The 15832-nt window shown below is 45.3% G+C and carries 16 protein-coding genes; 1 reads left to right on the plus strand and 15 read right to left on the minus strand.

Going from position 1 to position 15832, the window contains the following annotated elements:
• Positions 1–19 precede the first annotated feature (19 nt).
• From dnaB to ppsA, 11 genes are all read right to left on the minus strand, one after another.
• The gene (dnaB, locus tag FTT64_RS04965; RefSeq protein WP_005178744.1) at positions 20–1465 is read right to left on the minus strand and encodes a replicative DNA helicase; all 1446 of its coding nucleotides are present in this window, start codon (positions 1463–1465) and stop codon (positions 20–22) included.
• A 209-nt stretch (positions 1466–1674) separates the two neighbouring features.
• Positions 1675–2121, minus strand: coding sequence for a 50S ribosomal protein L9 (gene rplI, locus FTT64_RS04970; RefSeq protein WP_005178742.1), 447 nt, complete (start codon positions 2119–2121; stop codon positions 1675–1677).
• A 9-nt stretch (positions 2122–2130) separates the two neighbouring features.
• Entirely contained in the window at positions 2131–2358 is a 228-nt protein-coding gene (gene rpsR, locus FTT64_RS04975; RefSeq protein ID WP_004719336.1) for a 30S ribosomal protein S18, read from the minus strand.
• An 11-nt stretch (positions 2359–2369) separates the two neighbouring features.
• A complete protein-coding gene (rpsF, locus tag FTT64_RS04980) occupies positions 2370–2759 on the minus strand; it encodes a 30S ribosomal protein S6 (protein WP_005178734.1) in 390 nt (129 codons plus the stop codon).
• A 296-nt stretch (positions 2760–3055) separates the two neighbouring features.
• The gene (gene cyoE / locus FTT64_RS04985) at positions 3056–3934 is read right to left on the minus strand and encodes a heme o synthase (RefSeq protein WP_016659096.1); all 879 of its coding nucleotides are present in this window, start codon (positions 3932–3934) and stop codon (positions 3056–3058) included.
• Between the two features lie 10 nt (positions 3935–3944).
• Complete coding sequence (locus FTT64_RS04990) at positions 3945–4274, minus strand: cytochrome o ubiquinol oxidase subunit IV (protein ID WP_171065104.1); 330 nt, start codon at positions 4272–4274, stop codon at positions 3945–3947.
• On the minus strand, positions 4271–4891 hold the full coding sequence (cyoC, locus tag FTT64_RS04995; RefSeq protein ID WP_005178726.1) for a cytochrome o ubiquinol oxidase subunit III: 621 nt from the start codon (positions 4889–4891) through the stop codon (positions 4271–4273). Before cyoC ends, FTT64_RS04990 begins: the two co-directional genes overlap by 4 nt.
• Before the next feature lie 4 nt (positions 4892–4895).
• On the minus strand, positions 4896–6878 hold the full coding sequence (gene cyoB / locus FTT64_RS05000; RefSeq protein ID WP_180182102.1) for a cytochrome o ubiquinol oxidase subunit I: 1983 nt from the start codon (positions 6876–6878) through the stop codon (positions 4896–4898).
• A 3-nt stretch (positions 6879–6881) separates the two neighbouring features.
• Positions 6882–7958, minus strand: a complete 1077-nt coding sequence (gene cyoA, locus FTT64_RS05005) for a ubiquinol oxidase subunit II (protein ID WP_005178724.1) — start codon at positions 7956–7958, stop codon at positions 6882–6884.
• 299 nt (positions 7959–8257) lie between these two features.
• Entirely contained in the window at positions 8258–9052 is a 795-nt protein-coding gene (locus tag FTT64_RS05010; RefSeq protein ID WP_016659095.1) for an RDD family protein, read from the minus strand.
• Positions 9053–9118: 66 nt separating this feature from the next.
• Positions 9119–11497: a phosphoenolpyruvate synthase gene (ppsA, locus tag FTT64_RS05015; protein ID WP_005178721.1), complete on the minus strand. Its 2379-nt coding sequence runs from the start codon at positions 11495–11497 to the stop codon at positions 9119–9121.
• Positions 11498–11652: 155 nt separating this feature from the next.
• On the opposite strand from ppsA, the gene FTT64_RS05020 reads away from it, so the two are divergent.
• Positions 11653–12489, plus strand: coding sequence for a pyruvate, water dikinase regulatory protein (locus FTT64_RS05020; RefSeq protein ID WP_104488923.1), 837 nt, complete (start codon positions 11653–11655; stop codon positions 12487–12489).
• A 183-nt stretch (positions 12490–12672) separates the two neighbouring features.
• Here the strand turns inward: FTT64_RS05020 and FTT64_RS05025 are convergent, their stop codons facing one another.
• From FTT64_RS05025 to FTT64_RS05040, 4 genes are all read right to left on the minus strand, one after another.
• A complete protein-coding gene (locus tag FTT64_RS05025; RefSeq protein WP_005178717.1) occupies positions 12673–13242 on the minus strand; it encodes a hypothetical protein in 570 nt (189 codons plus the stop codon).
• A 220-nt stretch (positions 13243–13462) separates the two neighbouring features.
• The gene (locus FTT64_RS05030; RefSeq protein WP_005178716.1) at positions 13463–14458 is read right to left on the minus strand and encodes an LLM class flavin-dependent oxidoreductase; all 996 of its coding nucleotides are present in this window, start codon (positions 14456–14458) and stop codon (positions 13463–13465) included.
• Between the two features lie 150 nt (positions 14459–14608).
• Positions 14609–15112 (minus strand): glycine zipper domain-containing protein, encoded by a 504-nt coding sequence (locus tag FTT64_RS05035; RefSeq protein ID WP_045794933.1) that lies wholly within the window; start codon positions 15110–15112, stop codon positions 14609–14611.
• A gap of 222 nt (positions 15113–15334) precedes the next feature.
• Entirely contained in the window at positions 15335–15757 is a 423-nt protein-coding gene (locus FTT64_RS05040) for a glycine zipper domain-containing protein (RefSeq protein WP_005178713.1), read from the minus strand.
• Between the last annotated feature and the right edge of the window lie 75 nt (positions 15758–15832).

Genomic DNA, 15832 nt, shown 5'->3' on the forward strand with positions numbered 1-15832 from the left:
AAAGGTAATGATGGCTGAATTATTCATCATCATCGTACTGAGCATAAAACTCAGGGGAAAGGTTACTAAAGCGGGTGTATTGGCCTTCAAACGCCAGACGCACGGTGCCAATCGGGCCGTTACGCTGCTTACCAATAATAATTTCGGCAGTACCGGCTTCTTTAGATTCCTTGTTATAGACCTCATCACGGTAAATGAACATGATCAAGTCGGCATCCTGCTCAATCGCACCCGATTCACGTAAGTCGGACATCACCGGGCGTTTGTTGGGACGGTTTTCCAGCGAGCGGTTGAGCTGGGAGAGGGCAATGACCGGACATTGCATTTCTTTGGCCAGGGCTTTCAAGCTACGCGAAATTTCTGAAATCTCGCCGACACGGTTATCGCCCATGCCCGGTACTTTCATCAGCTGCAAATAGTCGACCATGATACAGCCGAGTTTGCCGCCGTGCTGTTTGGCAATTCGGCGCGCACGCGAACGTACTTCGGTTGGAGGGAGCGCTGATGAGTCATCAATGTATAAATGCTTTTCTTGTAGCTGTAAAATGGTGCCGGTGACTTTGGACCATTCATCGCCGCTGAGTTTGCCGGAACGTAAATTCCCCTGATGCACTTTGCCATACGAGGAAATCAGACGCATGGCAATTGAATCGGCTGGCATTTCCATGGAGTAAACCAGCGCCGGCAGGTCGTTATTGAACAGTACACTTTCAACCAGGTTCATGGCAAAGGTGGTTTTACCCATTGACGGACGGGCCGCAACAATAATCAGGTCGCCAGCTTGCATCCCCGAAGTTTTATTGTCCAGCTCGACAAAGCCGGTGGTCAGACCGGTAATGTTGCCATCCATTTGCGACAGTTCATTTAACTTGTCGAAGACATCGGCCACGACGGTATTAATGGCTTTCGGACCGGCATTTTTCTTGTTGTTATTGTGCTGCTCGGCAATCTGGAAAATATTGGTTTCAGCGAGGTCTAGAATTTCACTGACAGTGCGGCCTTTGGTGTCATAGGCATTTTGCAGAATTTCCGAGCTGACTTTAATCATGTTTCTTAAGGTCGAAAACTCTTTAATTTTAGCCGCATAAGTTTCCAGGTTATAGAAACTCGATGGTGAATCGGCCATCAGCTGCATGAGATATTCTTCACCACCAATGGCATCAAGCAGATTGTGCTTGATCAGCCAGTCATTGACCAGAACGGCATCATAAGGGGAGTTTTCTTTGGCCAGGGTATCAATGGCACGGTAAATATATTTGTGTCGCGTGGCGTAGAAATCGGATTCCTGTAATACATCTCCGACCTGTTCCAGTGATTCGGCCACGGTCATGAGGGCAGCCAGAACGGCCTGCTCAATGGCCAGGTTATGCGGCGGGGTGCGAAACTCTTTGAGTGCACCGGAATCGTTGCTGGAACTCTCTGTTTTGACTGGAGTTGGTTTGGTGTTGGCCAGCGCCTGTGACATATAATTCCCTGATTTTAATACGATGAATACCAAATAAAACCGGTGGTCTTATAGCATGAATTCAATAAACGGTGTAACCACAAATCATACGCGCTCTGGCAAAAAAAGCGAGCAGATTTTAAGAACGGATAGCTTACAAAAAGGTGAGGAGATTTTTACAGAAATAAAAAAAGAGCATGCCAAGGCATGCCCTTTTTTCTTGCGAGAAATTACTCAGATACGATAGTAACGAGAACTTCAGCAACAACATCATGGTGCAATTGGATTGCGATGTTGAATTCACCAGTGTGACGAAGCGCACCGTTTGGTAAACGAACTTCTGAACGGTCTACTTCTAAACCAGCGTTCGTTAACGCGTCAGCGATGTCACGAGTACCGATTGAACCGAATAATTTACCTTCGTCACCCGCTTTCGCAGTGATTACGATATTTACTTCGTTCAGTTGGTCAGCACGTGCTTGAGCAGCAGCCAATACTTCAGCTTCTTGCTTCTCAAGTTCAGCACGACGAGCTTCAAAAGCAGCAGTGTTTGCTTCAGTCGCAGCAACTGCTTTACCTTGAGGGATAAGGAAGTTACGGCCGTAACCAGCTTTAACTGATACTTTATCGCCTAATTTACCAAGGTTTTTAATGCGTTGTAATAAGATAATATCCACAGCTCAACCTCACTTATGATTGTCAGTGTAAGGGATCAACGCTAAGTAGCGAGCTTGTTTGATCGCAAGCGCTAATTGACGTTGGTAACGAGCTTTAGTACCTGTAATACGGCTAGGAACGATCTTGCCGTTTTCAGTGATGTACTGTTTTAAAGTATCGATATCTTTGTAGTCGATGTACGTAACGTTCTCAGCTGTAAAGCGGCAGAACTTGCGACGACGGTAAAAACGTGCCATTGATGTTCTCCTTATGCTTCAGCAGAGTCTTGGTTAACTTGTTGTGCTTCTTCACGTTGAGCTTTACGCGCACGTTTTTCTTCAGCACTCTTAGCCAGTAAAGACTCTTCAGTGATAGCGTTTTCACGACGGATGATTAAGCTACGAAGGATCGCGTCGTTATAACGGAACAATTCTTCAAGTTCATCAAGAGTCGTTTGACCACATTCAACGTTCATTAAAATGTAGTGCGCTTTGTGAATTTTGTTAATTGGGTAAGCCAATTGACGACGGCCCCAATCTTCTAAACGGTGAATTTGACCTTCAGCTTCTTTGATGTGAGTCAGGTAACGTTCTACCATACCCACAACTTGATCGCTTTGGTCTGGGTGTACCAAAAGTACGATTTCGTAGTGACGCATTGTCAGCTCCTTACGGTTTATGCAGCCCCTGACCAAATAGCCAGAAGCAAGGAGTCACAACCAGGGTTGTGTCGCAAAATTGCGAAGCGTGAATTTTAGTGCTTTTGCTAACGAAATACAAGCCATTGAACAAAGAGCTTGATCACTTATTTCAACAAAAGAGTGAGGTGGGGGAATTATGGTAATAAGCTTACTAATAGAGAGTAAGTATCTATAAATCAGAAAAGAGATCGAAGAAAAGAAAACTGGAATTAGAAGGGGAGTCCCATCTTAAAAGATAGAGAGGGCTCTATCTTTTAAAAGAGGATGATTGAATTTGCAGGAGCTTGCGCAGTAATGCTGAAGCTTAAACTGATCACGGTAATTAAAATTACAGAGAACAGGAAAAAGCGTTTTGCCCACAGCTGATCATTTTCTGCTTTAAAGCCGAGGATGGCAATGTACAGCCAGTAAATACACAGGGCATTTAAAATCAGCAGATATAACCAGTTGGCATATCCAAATACAAATAAGGCATTCATGACCACTGTAAACAGAATCACATAAATTAGCGACTCTACTTTGGTGCGATACACAGAACGCGCCACAGGTAAAATTGGAATACCTGCATTTTTGTAGTCATCGAAGCGGTAAATGGCAATCGCCCAGGAATGCGGCATTTGCCACAGTGCATAGCCCAGAAAAATAAGCAGGGCAGCCAGGTCAAACTGGTTTGCAACCGCAGTATAACCAATAACCGGTGGGCTTGCGCCCGAAATACTACCAATAATGGTCTGATGAATGGTGGTGCGTTTGGTCCATAAGCTATAAAAGCCGACATAAACTACAAAACCAATCACGGCAAAAAGGAAAGCGTACGCATTTACCCCAAACCATAAAATGCTAAAACCCAGTACACCCAGCACTAAAGCAAACACTAAAGCAACCGGAACTGAAATGGTTTTTTTTACCATCGCACGATTTTGTGTACGTTGCATTTTTTGGTCGATGTCTTGGTCAATTACGTTATTAACCACACATCCAGATGCCACTACCAGGGTAGTGCCCAGAAGGGTAAGAAGCAGGAGAAGGAAATCTACAGAACCTTGAGTGGCTACAAAGTAGCCACCCAAAGTGGTAACGAAGTTACCGAAGAGAATTCCTGGCTTAGTCAGGAATAAATACTTTTTCAGCATGACAACCAGTTTAGATCATCATGTTGTAGTGAAGGTAGTTCATAATCCATACTGAACCGACTAACAGAATAGCGATACAGAGGATTGTATAAATAAACGCAATCACGTTCCAGCGTTGTTCTGAAGACGAGTTCATGTGCAGGAAGTAAACTAACTGTACAAGAACCTGAGCAACCGCAGTAATCGCAATAACTGTGACCAGCAGACCGCGGCTAAAACCACCTGCCATAACCATACCAAAAGGAATAACGGTTAAAATAACAGACAGGATAAAGCCAACAGAGTACTGCTTGAAGTTACCGTGTGATGCGCCAGCAGCGTTGTGATCGTGACCCATTATAGAACTCCCATCAAGTAAACGACGCTGAATACACAGATCCATACGATGTCAAGGAAGTGCCAGAACAAGCTTAGGCAAGCAAGACGACGCATGTTAGGTAGAGTCAAACCATATTTCTTGATTTGAATCATTAACACGATCATCCATACCAGACCAGAAGTAACGTGAATACCGTGCGTACCAACTAAAGTAAAGAACGCAGATAAGAACGCACTAACGCTTGGGCCATGACCAGCGTGAACTAAATGATTGAACTCATATAGTTCCATGCCAATAAAGATCGCACCGAAGATCCATGTGATGCCTAACCAAGTTAAAACTTTAGCAACATCTTTTTTGTATGCAGCCAGAACTGCAAAACCAAAGGTTACTGAAGAGATCAGCAGGGCGAAGGTTTCAGTTAAAACGAAACCTAAAGACTCGCCAAAAAGATCTTTTGCACTTGGAGTACCAACTGGAACGTGGCTGCTTAATACAGCGAATGCAATGAAGAGTGTACCGAAAATGATCAAGTCACTCATCAAGTAAGTCCAGAAACCAAAGACAGTGATGTCAGTATCATCGTGATGATGATGCTCATCGTGTCCGTGGTTGTCGTGATGAAGTACCTCAGCCATTGTCTTAGTCCTTCTTCAAGTGTTTTTCAAGTAAGGCATAACGTTCGTTTTCAATGCGTTCTACTTCTGCTGCAGGAACATAGTAGTCCACTTTCTTCGTGAACGAGCTCACGATGAACGAAATGATAGACGCGATAAACGTTACAACTACTAACCACCAGATGTGCCAGATAAGTGCAAAGCCCATTACTGTGATAAACATAGCAATCACAAAGCCCGCAGCACGGTTGGTTGGCATGTGGATGTCTTCGTACTTCGCTGGTTTCGCGTAAGCTACGCCATTCTCTTTGTCAGTCCAGAAAGTATCAATACCATTGATCTTTGGAAGATGCGCAAAGTTATAGAACGGAGCAGGAGATGAAGTCGCCCATTCAAGGGTACGGCCATCCCAAGGGTCGCCAGTGTGGTCAAGACGCTGGTTACGTTGCAAGAAGCCAACAATGATTTGCATCAAGAAGCATGCAATACCAATGGCAATCATTACCGAACCCACCATCGCGATCATGACATATGGGTCCCAATCTGGGTTGTCATATGTGTTCAGACGACGCGTCATACCCATGAAACCAAGGATATATAGCGGCATGAACGCAAAGTAGAAACCTAAGAACCAGAACCAGAATGCAGCTTTACCCCAAGTTTCATTCAGTCTCCAACCAAACATTTTTGGCCAGTAGAAAATGATACCTGCGAACATCGCGAATACTACACCACCAATAATTACGTTATGGAAGTGAGCGATCAGGAATAAAGAGTTGTGTACCAGGAAGTCCGCTGGTGGAACTGCCATTAATACACCTGTTAAACCACCGATACCGAAAGTCACTAGGAAGCCAAGTGTCCACAGCATTGGAGTTGTGTAGGTGATGCGGCCCTTGTACATGGTGAATAACCAAGAGAAGATTTTCACACCCGTCGGGATCGCAATAATCATGGTCATGATACCGAAGAACGCGTTAACGTTGGCACCTGCACCCATGGTAAAGAAGTGGTGAACCCATACAACGAAAGACAATACAGTAATTGCTACAGTTGCATACACCATTGATTTGTAGCCGAACAACGTTTTACGAGAGAACGTCGCAACAACTTCTGAGTAAATACCAAATGCTGGTAATACCAAGATGTAAACTTCAGGGTGACCCCAAGTCCAGATCAGGTTTACATACAACATTGGGCTACCACCCATGTCGTTTGTAAAGAAGTGGAAACCGAAGTAACGGTCAAGCGTTAACATTGCAATTGTTGCAGTTAACACAGGGAACGCAGCAATGATCAGTACCGCTGTACATAAAGATGTCCAGGTAAAGATCGGCATGTCCATTAACTTCATGCCAGGCGCACGCATCTTGATGATGGTAACGAAGAAGTTAACACCCGTTAGAAGCGTACCTAAACCGGAGATCTGTAATGCCCAGATGTAGTAGTCCATACCTACGCCTGGAGAGTATTCAATACCTGACAGTGGAGGATAAGCCATCCAGCCTGTTGCAGCGAACTCACCAATTGCAAGTGAAACCATCATCAGACCCGCAGCACCAGCGAACAGCCAGAAGCTTAAAGAGTTTAATAATGGGAAGGCAACGTCACGAGCACCAATCTGTAAAGGTACAGAGATGTTCATCAAGCCTACTACAAGACCCATTGCCACGAAGAAGATCATGATTACACCGTGCGCGGTGAAGATCTGGTCGTAGTGCTCAGGGTGTAAATAACCTTCGCCACCACCTCGTGCAAGGAATTGCTGAAGACGCATCATGATCGCATCGGCGAAACCACGCAGCAGCATGACCACAGACACGATGATATACATGATACCAATTTTTTTATGGTCTACAGATGTGAACCATTCATTCCACAGGTAACCCCATTTCTTGAAGTAGGTAATACCCGCAACAAGAACGAGACCGCCCAGGATCATCATTACAACTGTAGCCTGTACGATTGGATCGTACGGAATTGCATCTAGTCCTAACTTACCAAACATGTCTTATTCCTCTACAGAAGCAGTCGCATGTTCAACGTTTACATGAGCTTCTGAAGCAGGCGCTTCAAGCGCAGTTTCAGCTTGAGCTGAATGGTCTGCACCATGATAGTTACTCATGTATTTATTGATCACAGATTCAAACAAGCCTTGCTCTACAGAAGAGTAATAAGTCACAGGATGTGGCTGAGTCTTATAAGGACCTTCTGCTTCAGCAGTTGCAGCAAGTTTTTTCTCTAGTTCTGTTTTCGCGTTACGAACCATTGCATCAATTTGTTTCTGTGAACGGTTACCGTCACGTAAAGATGCAAATTCAGCTTGATCTAGAACTGTTTTTTGAACAGCTTCAGGATTGATCGTTGTGCCTTGTCCGGCTTTAACCGCAGTTACCCATTGATCAAAATCAGCTTCAGTTACAGAGTGAGCAAGGAAGCGCATTTGAGAGAAACCGTAACCTGAGTAGTTAGACGAGAAGCCGCGGTATTGACCGGTGCTGTTCGCTAATAGGTTCAGGTGAGTCTGCATACCCGCCATTGCATAAATCTGACCAGACAATGCAGGGATAAAGAACGAGTTCATTGTAAAGTTGGATGTTAAGCGAAGGCTTACCGGCGTTTGCTCTGGGAAGCGGATTTCGTTAACAGTCGCAATGTTCTGTTCTGGGTAGATGAAGATCCATTTGAATTGTTCAGCAATAACCTGAACAGTTAATGGAGCCTTATCTGACTCGATTGGACGGTATGGGTCATACTTGTGGGAACCCCACCAAGTTAACCAAGCTAGAATACCAATAATAATAACCGGGATACCCCAAACCACAATTTCAATCGCAGTAGAGTGTGCCCATGTTGGTTTATAGTCTGCATCTTTATTTGATGCGCGATATTTCCAACCAAACCATAATGCCATGATGATTGAAGGAATCACCACTAATAGCATCAAGTAGATCGCAGTCATCATCAGGTTCGATTGACCTTCAGCAACTGGACCTTGCGAGTTTAGAAGTACCATATCACCACCGCACCCGGTTAAGAGTGCAGCCATCGTAGATAAAGACAATACAGCTAAAATCGTTTGTCTCATTTTACAACCTCGGTGAAGAGTCCCATTCCCTAATTTAATTATGGGATAGCGATTATAGTGTCGCATGATTGATAAGTATTTTTTTTGACGCAAAAATCCTTGTTAATCATGATACACCGCTACGTTGTAGGGCATTATGCCTGATATCGACAAACTAAGCTACTCAAAAAGCGCCTTTAAAGGACTGTAATAAAAACCGATTTTGTCACTCGGAATTAACTTTTTTACGAAATATTTTTATTTGTATATCAATGTAATGAATAAAAAAGGGATGAAATTTCATCCCTTTTTTTGATCTTTTATTTTTCTTGCTTTACGACTTTGGTTTTGGCCAGTTTGTCATGCAGGGTCTGACGTTTTTCACCCAAAGCGAAGATATAATCGGCAATTGTAATAAACGGCATGAATAACAGATTCAAAATAATGAAAACCAAGGTACGCAGCGCAAACACGCGGGTCAGGCCTACTTTGCTGTGGTCTTCAGCGTCGACAATCTTGATTTTGGTTAAACGTTTACCAATACTCTGGCCACTTTTGGCCAGCAGAAACGCCTGAATCCCGAGCATAATCAGCAGGTAAATAGCCATCATTTGCCAGGCATCGGCAGGAATCAGGCGAAACAGTTCCGACTGTAATTGCACCGCCTGATCAGAGCTGGTGGCTGACTGCATTTTCTGTTGCAGTTCAGACAGTTGACCAAACTGGTCCTGCGTTAAAAAGAAAGATGGAATGGCGGCAGCCGGTAACCACAGCAACAGGTCAATAATTTTCGCCAGTGCACGGGTGCCGATAGAGGCCAGTTCAGTTTGAGCAGCTTTTGCTTGCGGCTGGTTCAGGCTTGAATTGTTATAGCTGGCGGTATTCTGTGGCTGCTGAAACGGTGATGCTTCTGGTGTGGCCGGCGCAGGCTCGTAGCCTTCAGGTTGATATACAAGTTTACCTTGGGTGAGCTCACCTAAAGCTTTCCATTCTGTCATCCCTTGATGCCATGCAAGATCTGTCAGTAACACTTGCTGGCTGGCAAGCATCTGGTTCACTTGCTCCAGGGTATATGGACCGGCTTGTTGATTATTTCGTGCCAAGTAAATCTGCATAAAGTTTAAATCTCAAATCTATAAATAAAAAAGACCCAATGAATGGGTCTTTTTTAACATGTTTTATTAAGCTTGTTGAGCTTTTTCTTCAGCAAGGAAGAACCAGGTGTCTAATACTGAGTCTGGGTTCAGCGACACAGATTCAATCCCTTGTTCCATCAGCCATTTTGCCAGGTCAGGGTGGTCAGAAGGACCTTGACCACAGATGCCGACATATTTACCGGCTTTACGGCAAGCATGAATCGCCATCGACAGCAGGGCTTTTACCGCTGCATCACGTTCATCAAACAGGTGAGAAACAATACCTGAGTCACGGTCTAAACCAAGGGTTAACTGGGTCAAGTCGTTTGAACCGATTGAGAAACCGTCGAAGTGTTCAAGGAATTGCTCAGCCAACAGGGCGTTGGTTGGTAATTCACACATCATGATCACTTTCAGACCATTTTCACCACGTTTCAGGCCATTTTGTGCCAGCAGTTCCATCACACGTTTCGCTTCAGCCACAGTACGTACAAATGGAATCATGATTTGTACGTTGGTTAAGCCCATTTCATCACGGACTTTTTTCAGTGCGCGACATTCAAGCTCGAAGCAGTCACGGAAGTTGTCTGATACATAACGGCTTGCACCACGGAAGCCCAGCATTGGGTTTTCTTCTTCCGGCTCGTATAACTTACCGCCAATCAGGTTGGCATATTCGTTTGATTTGAAGTCAGACATACGCACGATGACTGGCTTGTCTGCAAACGCGGCTGCCAGCGTTGAAATACCTTCCACCAGTTTTTCAACATAGAATTCAACTGGAGAAGTATAACCCGCAGTACGTGCCATTACGGCTGCACGTGTTTCACGTGGCAAGCTGTCAATATTCAGTAGTGCTTTTGGATGCACACCAATCATACGGTTAATGATGAACTCAAGACGTGCCAGGCCAATGCCTTCGTTTGGAATTTGCGCGAAGTCAAATGCACGGTCCGGGTTACCCACGTTCATCATGATCTTGAACGGCAGCGCAGGCATCGACTCGATTGAGTTACGTTGTACTTCAAAATCTAAAGCACCTTCGTAAATGAAACCGGTATCACCTTCAGCACAAGATACTGTCACTTCCTGACCGTCAGTCAAGACTTCAGTGGCATTACCACAACCCACAATTGCAGGAACACCTAATTCACGCGCAATAATCGCAGCGTGACAGGTACGACCACCACGGTTCGTGACAATGGCAGCGGCACGTTTCATCACTGGTTCCCAATCCGGGTCGGTCATGTCAGAAACCAGTACATCACCGTCTTGGACTTTGTCCATTTCTTTAATCGAGGTTACGATGCGAACCTTACCAGAACCGATACGCTGACCAATTGAACGGCCTTCACACAACACAGTGCCGCGTTGTTTCAGCAGGTAGCGTTCCATGGTGCCCACGTTTTGACGGCTTTTCACTGTTTCCGGACGCGCCTGAACAATGTAAATTAAACCGTCATCACCATCTTTGGCCCATTCGATGTCCATTGGTGCACCATAGTGCTCTTCAATGATTAACGCCTGTTTTGCCAGTTCTTGCAGTTCGTGATCGTTTAAGGCGAACTGTTGACGATCCGCTTTTTCAACATCAACCACAACCACAGATTTACCAGCCGCACCTTCTTCACCATAAATCATTTTCTGGTGTTTAGAACCAAGGTTACGACGTAAAACCGCATGCTTACCTGCTCTTAACAGCGGCTTAGAGATATAGAATTCGTCAGGGTTAACCGCACCTTGTACCACCATTTCACCCAGACCGTAAGAAGCCGTAATAAAGACTGCATCACGGAAACCAGATTCTGTATCCAGGGTGAACATTACACCTGCGGCACCTGTTTCTGAGCGCACCATGCGTTGTACGCCAGCAGACAGGGCAACAACATCATGGTCAAAGTTTTGGTGTACACGGTAAGAAATTGCGCGGTCGTTGTACAAAGAGGCAAATACTTCTTTAATGGCAATCAGGACGTTGTCGATGCCACGGATGTTCAGGAAAGTTTCCTGTTGACCCGCGAAAGAAGCATCTGGCAAATCTTCTGCGGTAGCAGATGAACGAACGGCAACCGCGATGTCAGGGTTACCGTTAGAAAGTTCTGCGAAAGCATCGCGGATTTCTTTTTCAAGTTCTGCCGTAAGCGGAGTGTCGACAATCCATTGACGGATTTTTGCGCCTGTCTCAGCAAGAGCATTGACGTCATCTACATTTAACGTTTTAAGCTCGGCTTGAATTTTAGCGTTTAGGCCACTTTGCTCGAGAAATTCACGATAAGCTTGAGCCGTTGTCGCAAAGCCACCTGGTACAGAGACGCCAGCATTAGACAAATGGCTGATCATTTCGCCCAGAGATGAGTTTTTCCCACCTACGAGCTCAACGTCGTGTTTCCCTAATTTTTCTAGACCAATTACGCGCGCTTCCAAAGTTATTACTCCACTTTTGCAGTATTAATCACTATCTTGGCATGAAATTATATTGAATATGCTTAGCTTTTTGATTTAACTAAGCGACAGTCATGTAAGATCAGTTTACTATAAAGATTATATAGCACTAAGACAAATGTTTAAGGAGAATTTTAATGTCCGAAGGTAAACAAATTAAGCGGAGTGTTTTTTTTATTTCCGATGGAACTGCAATTACAGCTGAAACCCTTGGACATTCACTCTTAGCGCAATTTCCAAATGTAGACTTTGATATTCACATTCATCCTTATATTACGTCTGAAGAAGCGGCAATGAATGTGGTGACTGAGATTAATGCGCGTGCACAGCAAGATGGTCAACTGCCTTTGGTTTTTGACACGCTAGTAGATCAATATGTGCGTGACATTATTAACACTGCAAAAGCGATTAACCTAGATGTGTTCGAAGGCTTAATTAGCAAGCTTTCAGAGGAATTGGGTACACCACCAACCACCTTGGTTGGACAAACTCACGCAGTGACAGATTCTGAGTCATATAAGGCACGTATTGATGCGGTGCATTTTGCTTTGGACAATGATGATGGCGCACGTACCCGTCACTATGACAAAGCTGATCTGATTCTCATTGGCGTATCCCGTTCTGGTAAAACCCCAACCTCGATTTATTTGTCATTACAGTTTGGTATACGTGTGGCCAACTATCCACTGACCGAAGAAGATCTGGACGATAACCGCTTGCCAGCTGTGCTGCGCCCACATAAACATAAATTATTCGGGTTGATGATTGATGCCGAGCGTCTGGTGGCAATTCGTACCGAACGTAAAGCCAATAGCCGTTATGCCAGCTTTAACCAGTGCCAGATGGAATTACGCGCCATTGAAGGCATTTATATTTCTGAAGGTATTAAATACCTGAACGTGTCTGAAATGTCGATTGAAGAAATTTCGACCCGTGTCCTGCAAATGACCGGTCTGAAACGTCGTATTGGTTAAGTAATTGTTGTTAAAGCTGGAATACTACAGGCTGCAGTATTCCAGTGGATATTAGACTGAAAATAAATTAAAAAACTAAAAAATCGGCCTAAAATCCTGTTTCATCCATTGCTCTCATCGGCTTGAAAATTAATAACACTTTTCTCTTAATTTACCGCTCTTTTAATTTACTTGTACCTGTATTTACTTTTCCGGATTACGGTGAGTCGTAATAATCACATCGACCTTATATTCACTGCCATCAATGGTATAAATACTGTGTTCTGCAATTCGGGCAATGGGCCAGGTAATTAACTGGCAGTTGTCACGTTGCAGCGCAGCATAATAACTGTCCGATTTAAAATAGGCGTGCTGGGTATCGGCAATATTCGGGGTCAGCTGACGTTTTAGCCAGGTATCTACTACCTGCGCATCTAAAAAGCGCAAGGCCAGAATATTCTTGACCCGGTTGTTAAACAGCCGGCGGTTTTTAAATACCAGCGGATGGCTGATTAAACGATGGATACCGCGTTCGGTACTCGGTAATACAAAATGCGGTTCAATCTGAAAGACTTTAACCTGACTGGCGACCTGGGCAATTTTGTCCAGCTGCGAGACACTGTCCTGATTGGCACCAATAATCGCCACGCTGCGTTGACTGAAGTCATGCTGTTTGCTGTCTTTGGCACTGATGCAAAGCCCCTGAAAGGCATGAAAGTCTGCTGCACAATTTTCAAAAACGCTTTTGCCGGTATCCTGCTGTTTAACGACCATGAGGGCATCCTTTCATTCTTGGTTTTATCAATTTAGATGTTTTACTCTATTTTTAGTCAGCTCTTGCTGGAAGGTAAAGCGCTTTAACTATCTGGCCAGTCATTTCGGTCACGGTGACGAAAATATCAGTGCAGGATGGGGCGAGAATAGATTCACCGTCACAATAAAAAAAGCCTGTAAATCCACACGGTTTACAGGCTCCATTACAGCTCGATGAAACTTATTTGAGCTGCATCAGGTAGTCAAAGTTTTGCAGACGTTTTTCAGTGTCATAGACATCACAGGTAAAGATAAACTCATCGACCTCATAACGGCTCAACAACTGTTCTAAGCCGGCTTTAACAGTCGAAGGTGAGCCAATTTGACCCATGGCATAGAAGTTATCCACCGACATTTTTTCAGCCGGTGACCATAAACCGTCCATGCTGGCGACTGGCGCTTTCAGTTTCAGGCTCTGACCACGCATTAAACCTAAAACCCGCTGATAGGCACTGGTGGCCAAAAACTGCGCTTCTTCATCGGTGGCCGCCACGACCGTTGGCACGCCCATTGAGACATAAGGCCGATCTAGATATTCAGACGGCTGGAAGTTATCCCGATACAGCTGAATGGCCTGACCGAGCATCCGCGGCGCAAAGTGTGAGGCAAACGAGTAGGGCAGACCCAATCGAGCTGCCAGCTGGGCACTAAACAGGCTGGAACCGAGTAACCAGACCGGAACATGGGTGCCTTGTCCCGGCGTCGCTACAATGCGTTGCTGCGGTTCAGGTTCTTTGAAATAGTGCAGAATTTCCAGCACATCTTGCGGGAACTGGTCTTCAGTTTCCTGACGGCCACGGCGCAAGGCACGCATGGTGGTCTGATCGGTGCCGGGCGCACGACCAAGACCCAGCTCAATCCGGTCCGGATAGAGTGTAGCCAGTGTACCGAACTGTTCTGCCACCACTAAAGGGGCGTGATTGGGCAACATAATCCCGCCAGAGCCGACTTTTAAAGTCTGGGTGTTGGCCAGAATGTAGCCGAGCAGCACCGCTGTGGCCGAGCTGGCAATGCCGTCCATATTATGATGTTCAGCCAGCCAGAAGCGGGCATAGCCCAGTTTTTCTGCCCGTTGCGCCAGCTCTAGCGCATGATGCAGGGAAAATTGAATGGTTTTATCGTCACGAACCGGTGCCAGTTCCAGAATGGAAAATTGTGTGTCTTTTAAACTGCGCATTGGCGTTCTCTATTCACATATCTATGGCTCACAGCATACGTTGTGTCCCGATGTTTGTATATCGCTTTTTTTCGATATAAGGTTTCATCGTGTAAAACAACACAAGCACCCGAAGGTGCTTGTGATAGGTTCAGATTTTGAACTTTGAAATTAACGGCGTTTCCCGTTTTTATAATGACCCAGATGCAGGCCATTATCACCGCGGTAACGGTCATTATAACGATAGTCGTTGTAACGGTAGCCACGGCTGTCGTAGCGACGGTCATAACGGTCATCATAACGGCGATCTTCGCTGACTTTGGTGCCTAATACTGCACCGGCACCACCACCTAAGGCTGCGCCAATATAACCACCATTGCTGCCGGCCATGTTTTTACCGACACTATAACCACCAGCGCTACCTAAAGCGGCACCAATGGCTGCACCATTGCGGTCACGTTTATCGGCAGAGACTGCTGCACCACCGGCACCACCCAAGGCAGAACCAATTAACGCACCGGTTGAGCCGCCCATTTGCTGGCCAATGGCTGCACCGACCACACCACCTAAAGCGGAACCTACTGCGACACGGGTGTTGTTGTCGGCGTGTGCTGTACCCATCATAAGCGCTGAGCTGGCCAGTACTGTACTCAATAAAATTTTGTTGATCTTCATGGTTACACTCCAAAGAGCACATTCAATTTGTCTTGACTTTAATGTAGAAAAACTTTGAGAAAAGATCGTGGAGGGCACAGGTGTCAAAATGCTAATTTTGGTCAATGCTGTGTAATTTTTCTGTCGAATCTCTTCATAATTGCCTCCTCATCCATCTACTGAAAAAATGAAATCCCAGGCGTAAAAAAAGCATCCTGAAGATGCTTTTTTACAAGGGGGGAATTAACGACGACGTTTTTTCTTCCATTTACGTTCCTGGTAACGGTCGTATTCTTTATCTTTGGAAATCTTGTTACCCAGCGCTGCACCACCGGCTGCACCGAGCGCTGCACCAATATAACCACCGTTAGTACCGCCCATGTTCTGACCCACGGTATAACCCGCACCGCCACCTAAGGCACCGCCAATGGCAGATTCAGTACGATGGCGTTTGTTACTGGCTACAGCTGCGCCACCTGCACCACCTAAAGCCGCACCAATGGTTGCACCCGTGGTACCGCCCATGTTTTTACCTAAGGCTGTACCTGCGACACTACCTAAGGCACTGGCTGCAGCTACACGGGTCGCATTGTCAGCATGTGCATTCACCGTCATGAAAGAAGTGGCAGCAAGCGTTGCACTTAATAAAACAGCATTGAGTTTCATATTCACTCCATGTCCAAGAGCGGACTTTTTAATGTCATTTGATGGCAGTAAATGTAACAAAAGGATTCCCTGGAA

Source organism: Acinetobacter sp. Q186-3 (assembly GCF_013420655.1).
Classification (GTDB): domain Bacteria; phylum Pseudomonadota; class Gammaproteobacteria; order Pseudomonadales; family Moraxellaceae; genus Acinetobacter; species Acinetobacter indicus.

What these genes read in the sequence shown, in the direction of transcription:
- dnaB (WP_005178744.1), bottom strand. Translation starts at nt 1,465, where the DNA reads ATGTCACAGGCGCTGGCCAACACCAAACCAACTCCAGTCAAAACAGAG.
- rpsR (WP_004719336.1), bottom strand. Translation starts at nt 2,358, where the DNA reads ATGGCACGTTTTTACCGTCGTCGCAAGTTCTGCCGCTTTACAGCTGAG.
- rpsF (WP_005178734.1), bottom strand. Translation starts at nt 2,759, where the DNA reads ATGCGTCACTACGAAATCGTACTTTTGGTACACCCAGACCAAAGCGAT.
- cyoE (WP_016659096.1), bottom strand. Translation starts at nt 3,934, where the DNA reads ATGCTGAAAAAGTATTTATTCCTGACTAAGCCAGGAATTCTCTTCGGT.
- cyoC (WP_005178726.1), bottom strand. Translation starts at nt 4,891, where the DNA reads ATGGCTGAGGTACTTCATCACGACAACCACGGACACGATGAGCATCAT.
- cyoB (WP_180182102.1), bottom strand. Translation starts at nt 6,878, where the DNA reads ATGTTTGGTAAGTTAGGACTAGATGCAATTCCGTACGATCCAATCGTA.
- cyoA (WP_005178724.1), bottom strand. Translation starts at nt 7,958, where the DNA reads ATGAGACAAACGATTTTAGCTGTATTGTCTTTATCTACGATGGCTGCA.
- FTT64_RS05010 (WP_016659095.1), bottom strand. Translation starts at nt 9,052, where the DNA reads ATGCAGATTTACTTGGCACGAAATAATCAACAAGCCGGTCCATATACC.
- FTT64_RS05020 (WP_104488923.1), top strand. Translation starts at nt 11,653, where the DNA reads ATGTCCGAAGGTAAACAAATTAAGCGGAGTGTTTTTTTTATTTCCGAT.
- FTT64_RS05025 (WP_005178717.1), bottom strand. Translation starts at nt 13,242, where the DNA reads ATGGTCGTTAAACAGCAGGATACCGGCAAAAGCGTTTTTGAAAATTGT.
- FTT64_RS05030 (WP_005178716.1), bottom strand. Translation starts at nt 14,458, where the DNA reads ATGCGCAGTTTAAAAGACACACAATTTTCCATTCTGGAACTGGCACCG.
- FTT64_RS05035 (WP_045794933.1), bottom strand. Translation starts at nt 15,112, where the DNA reads ATGAAGATCAACAAAATTTTATTGAGTACAGTACTGGCCAGCTCAGCG.
- FTT64_RS05040 (WP_005178713.1), bottom strand. Translation starts at nt 15,757, where the DNA reads ATGAAACTCAATGCTGTTTTATTAAGTGCAACGCTTGCTGCCACTTCT.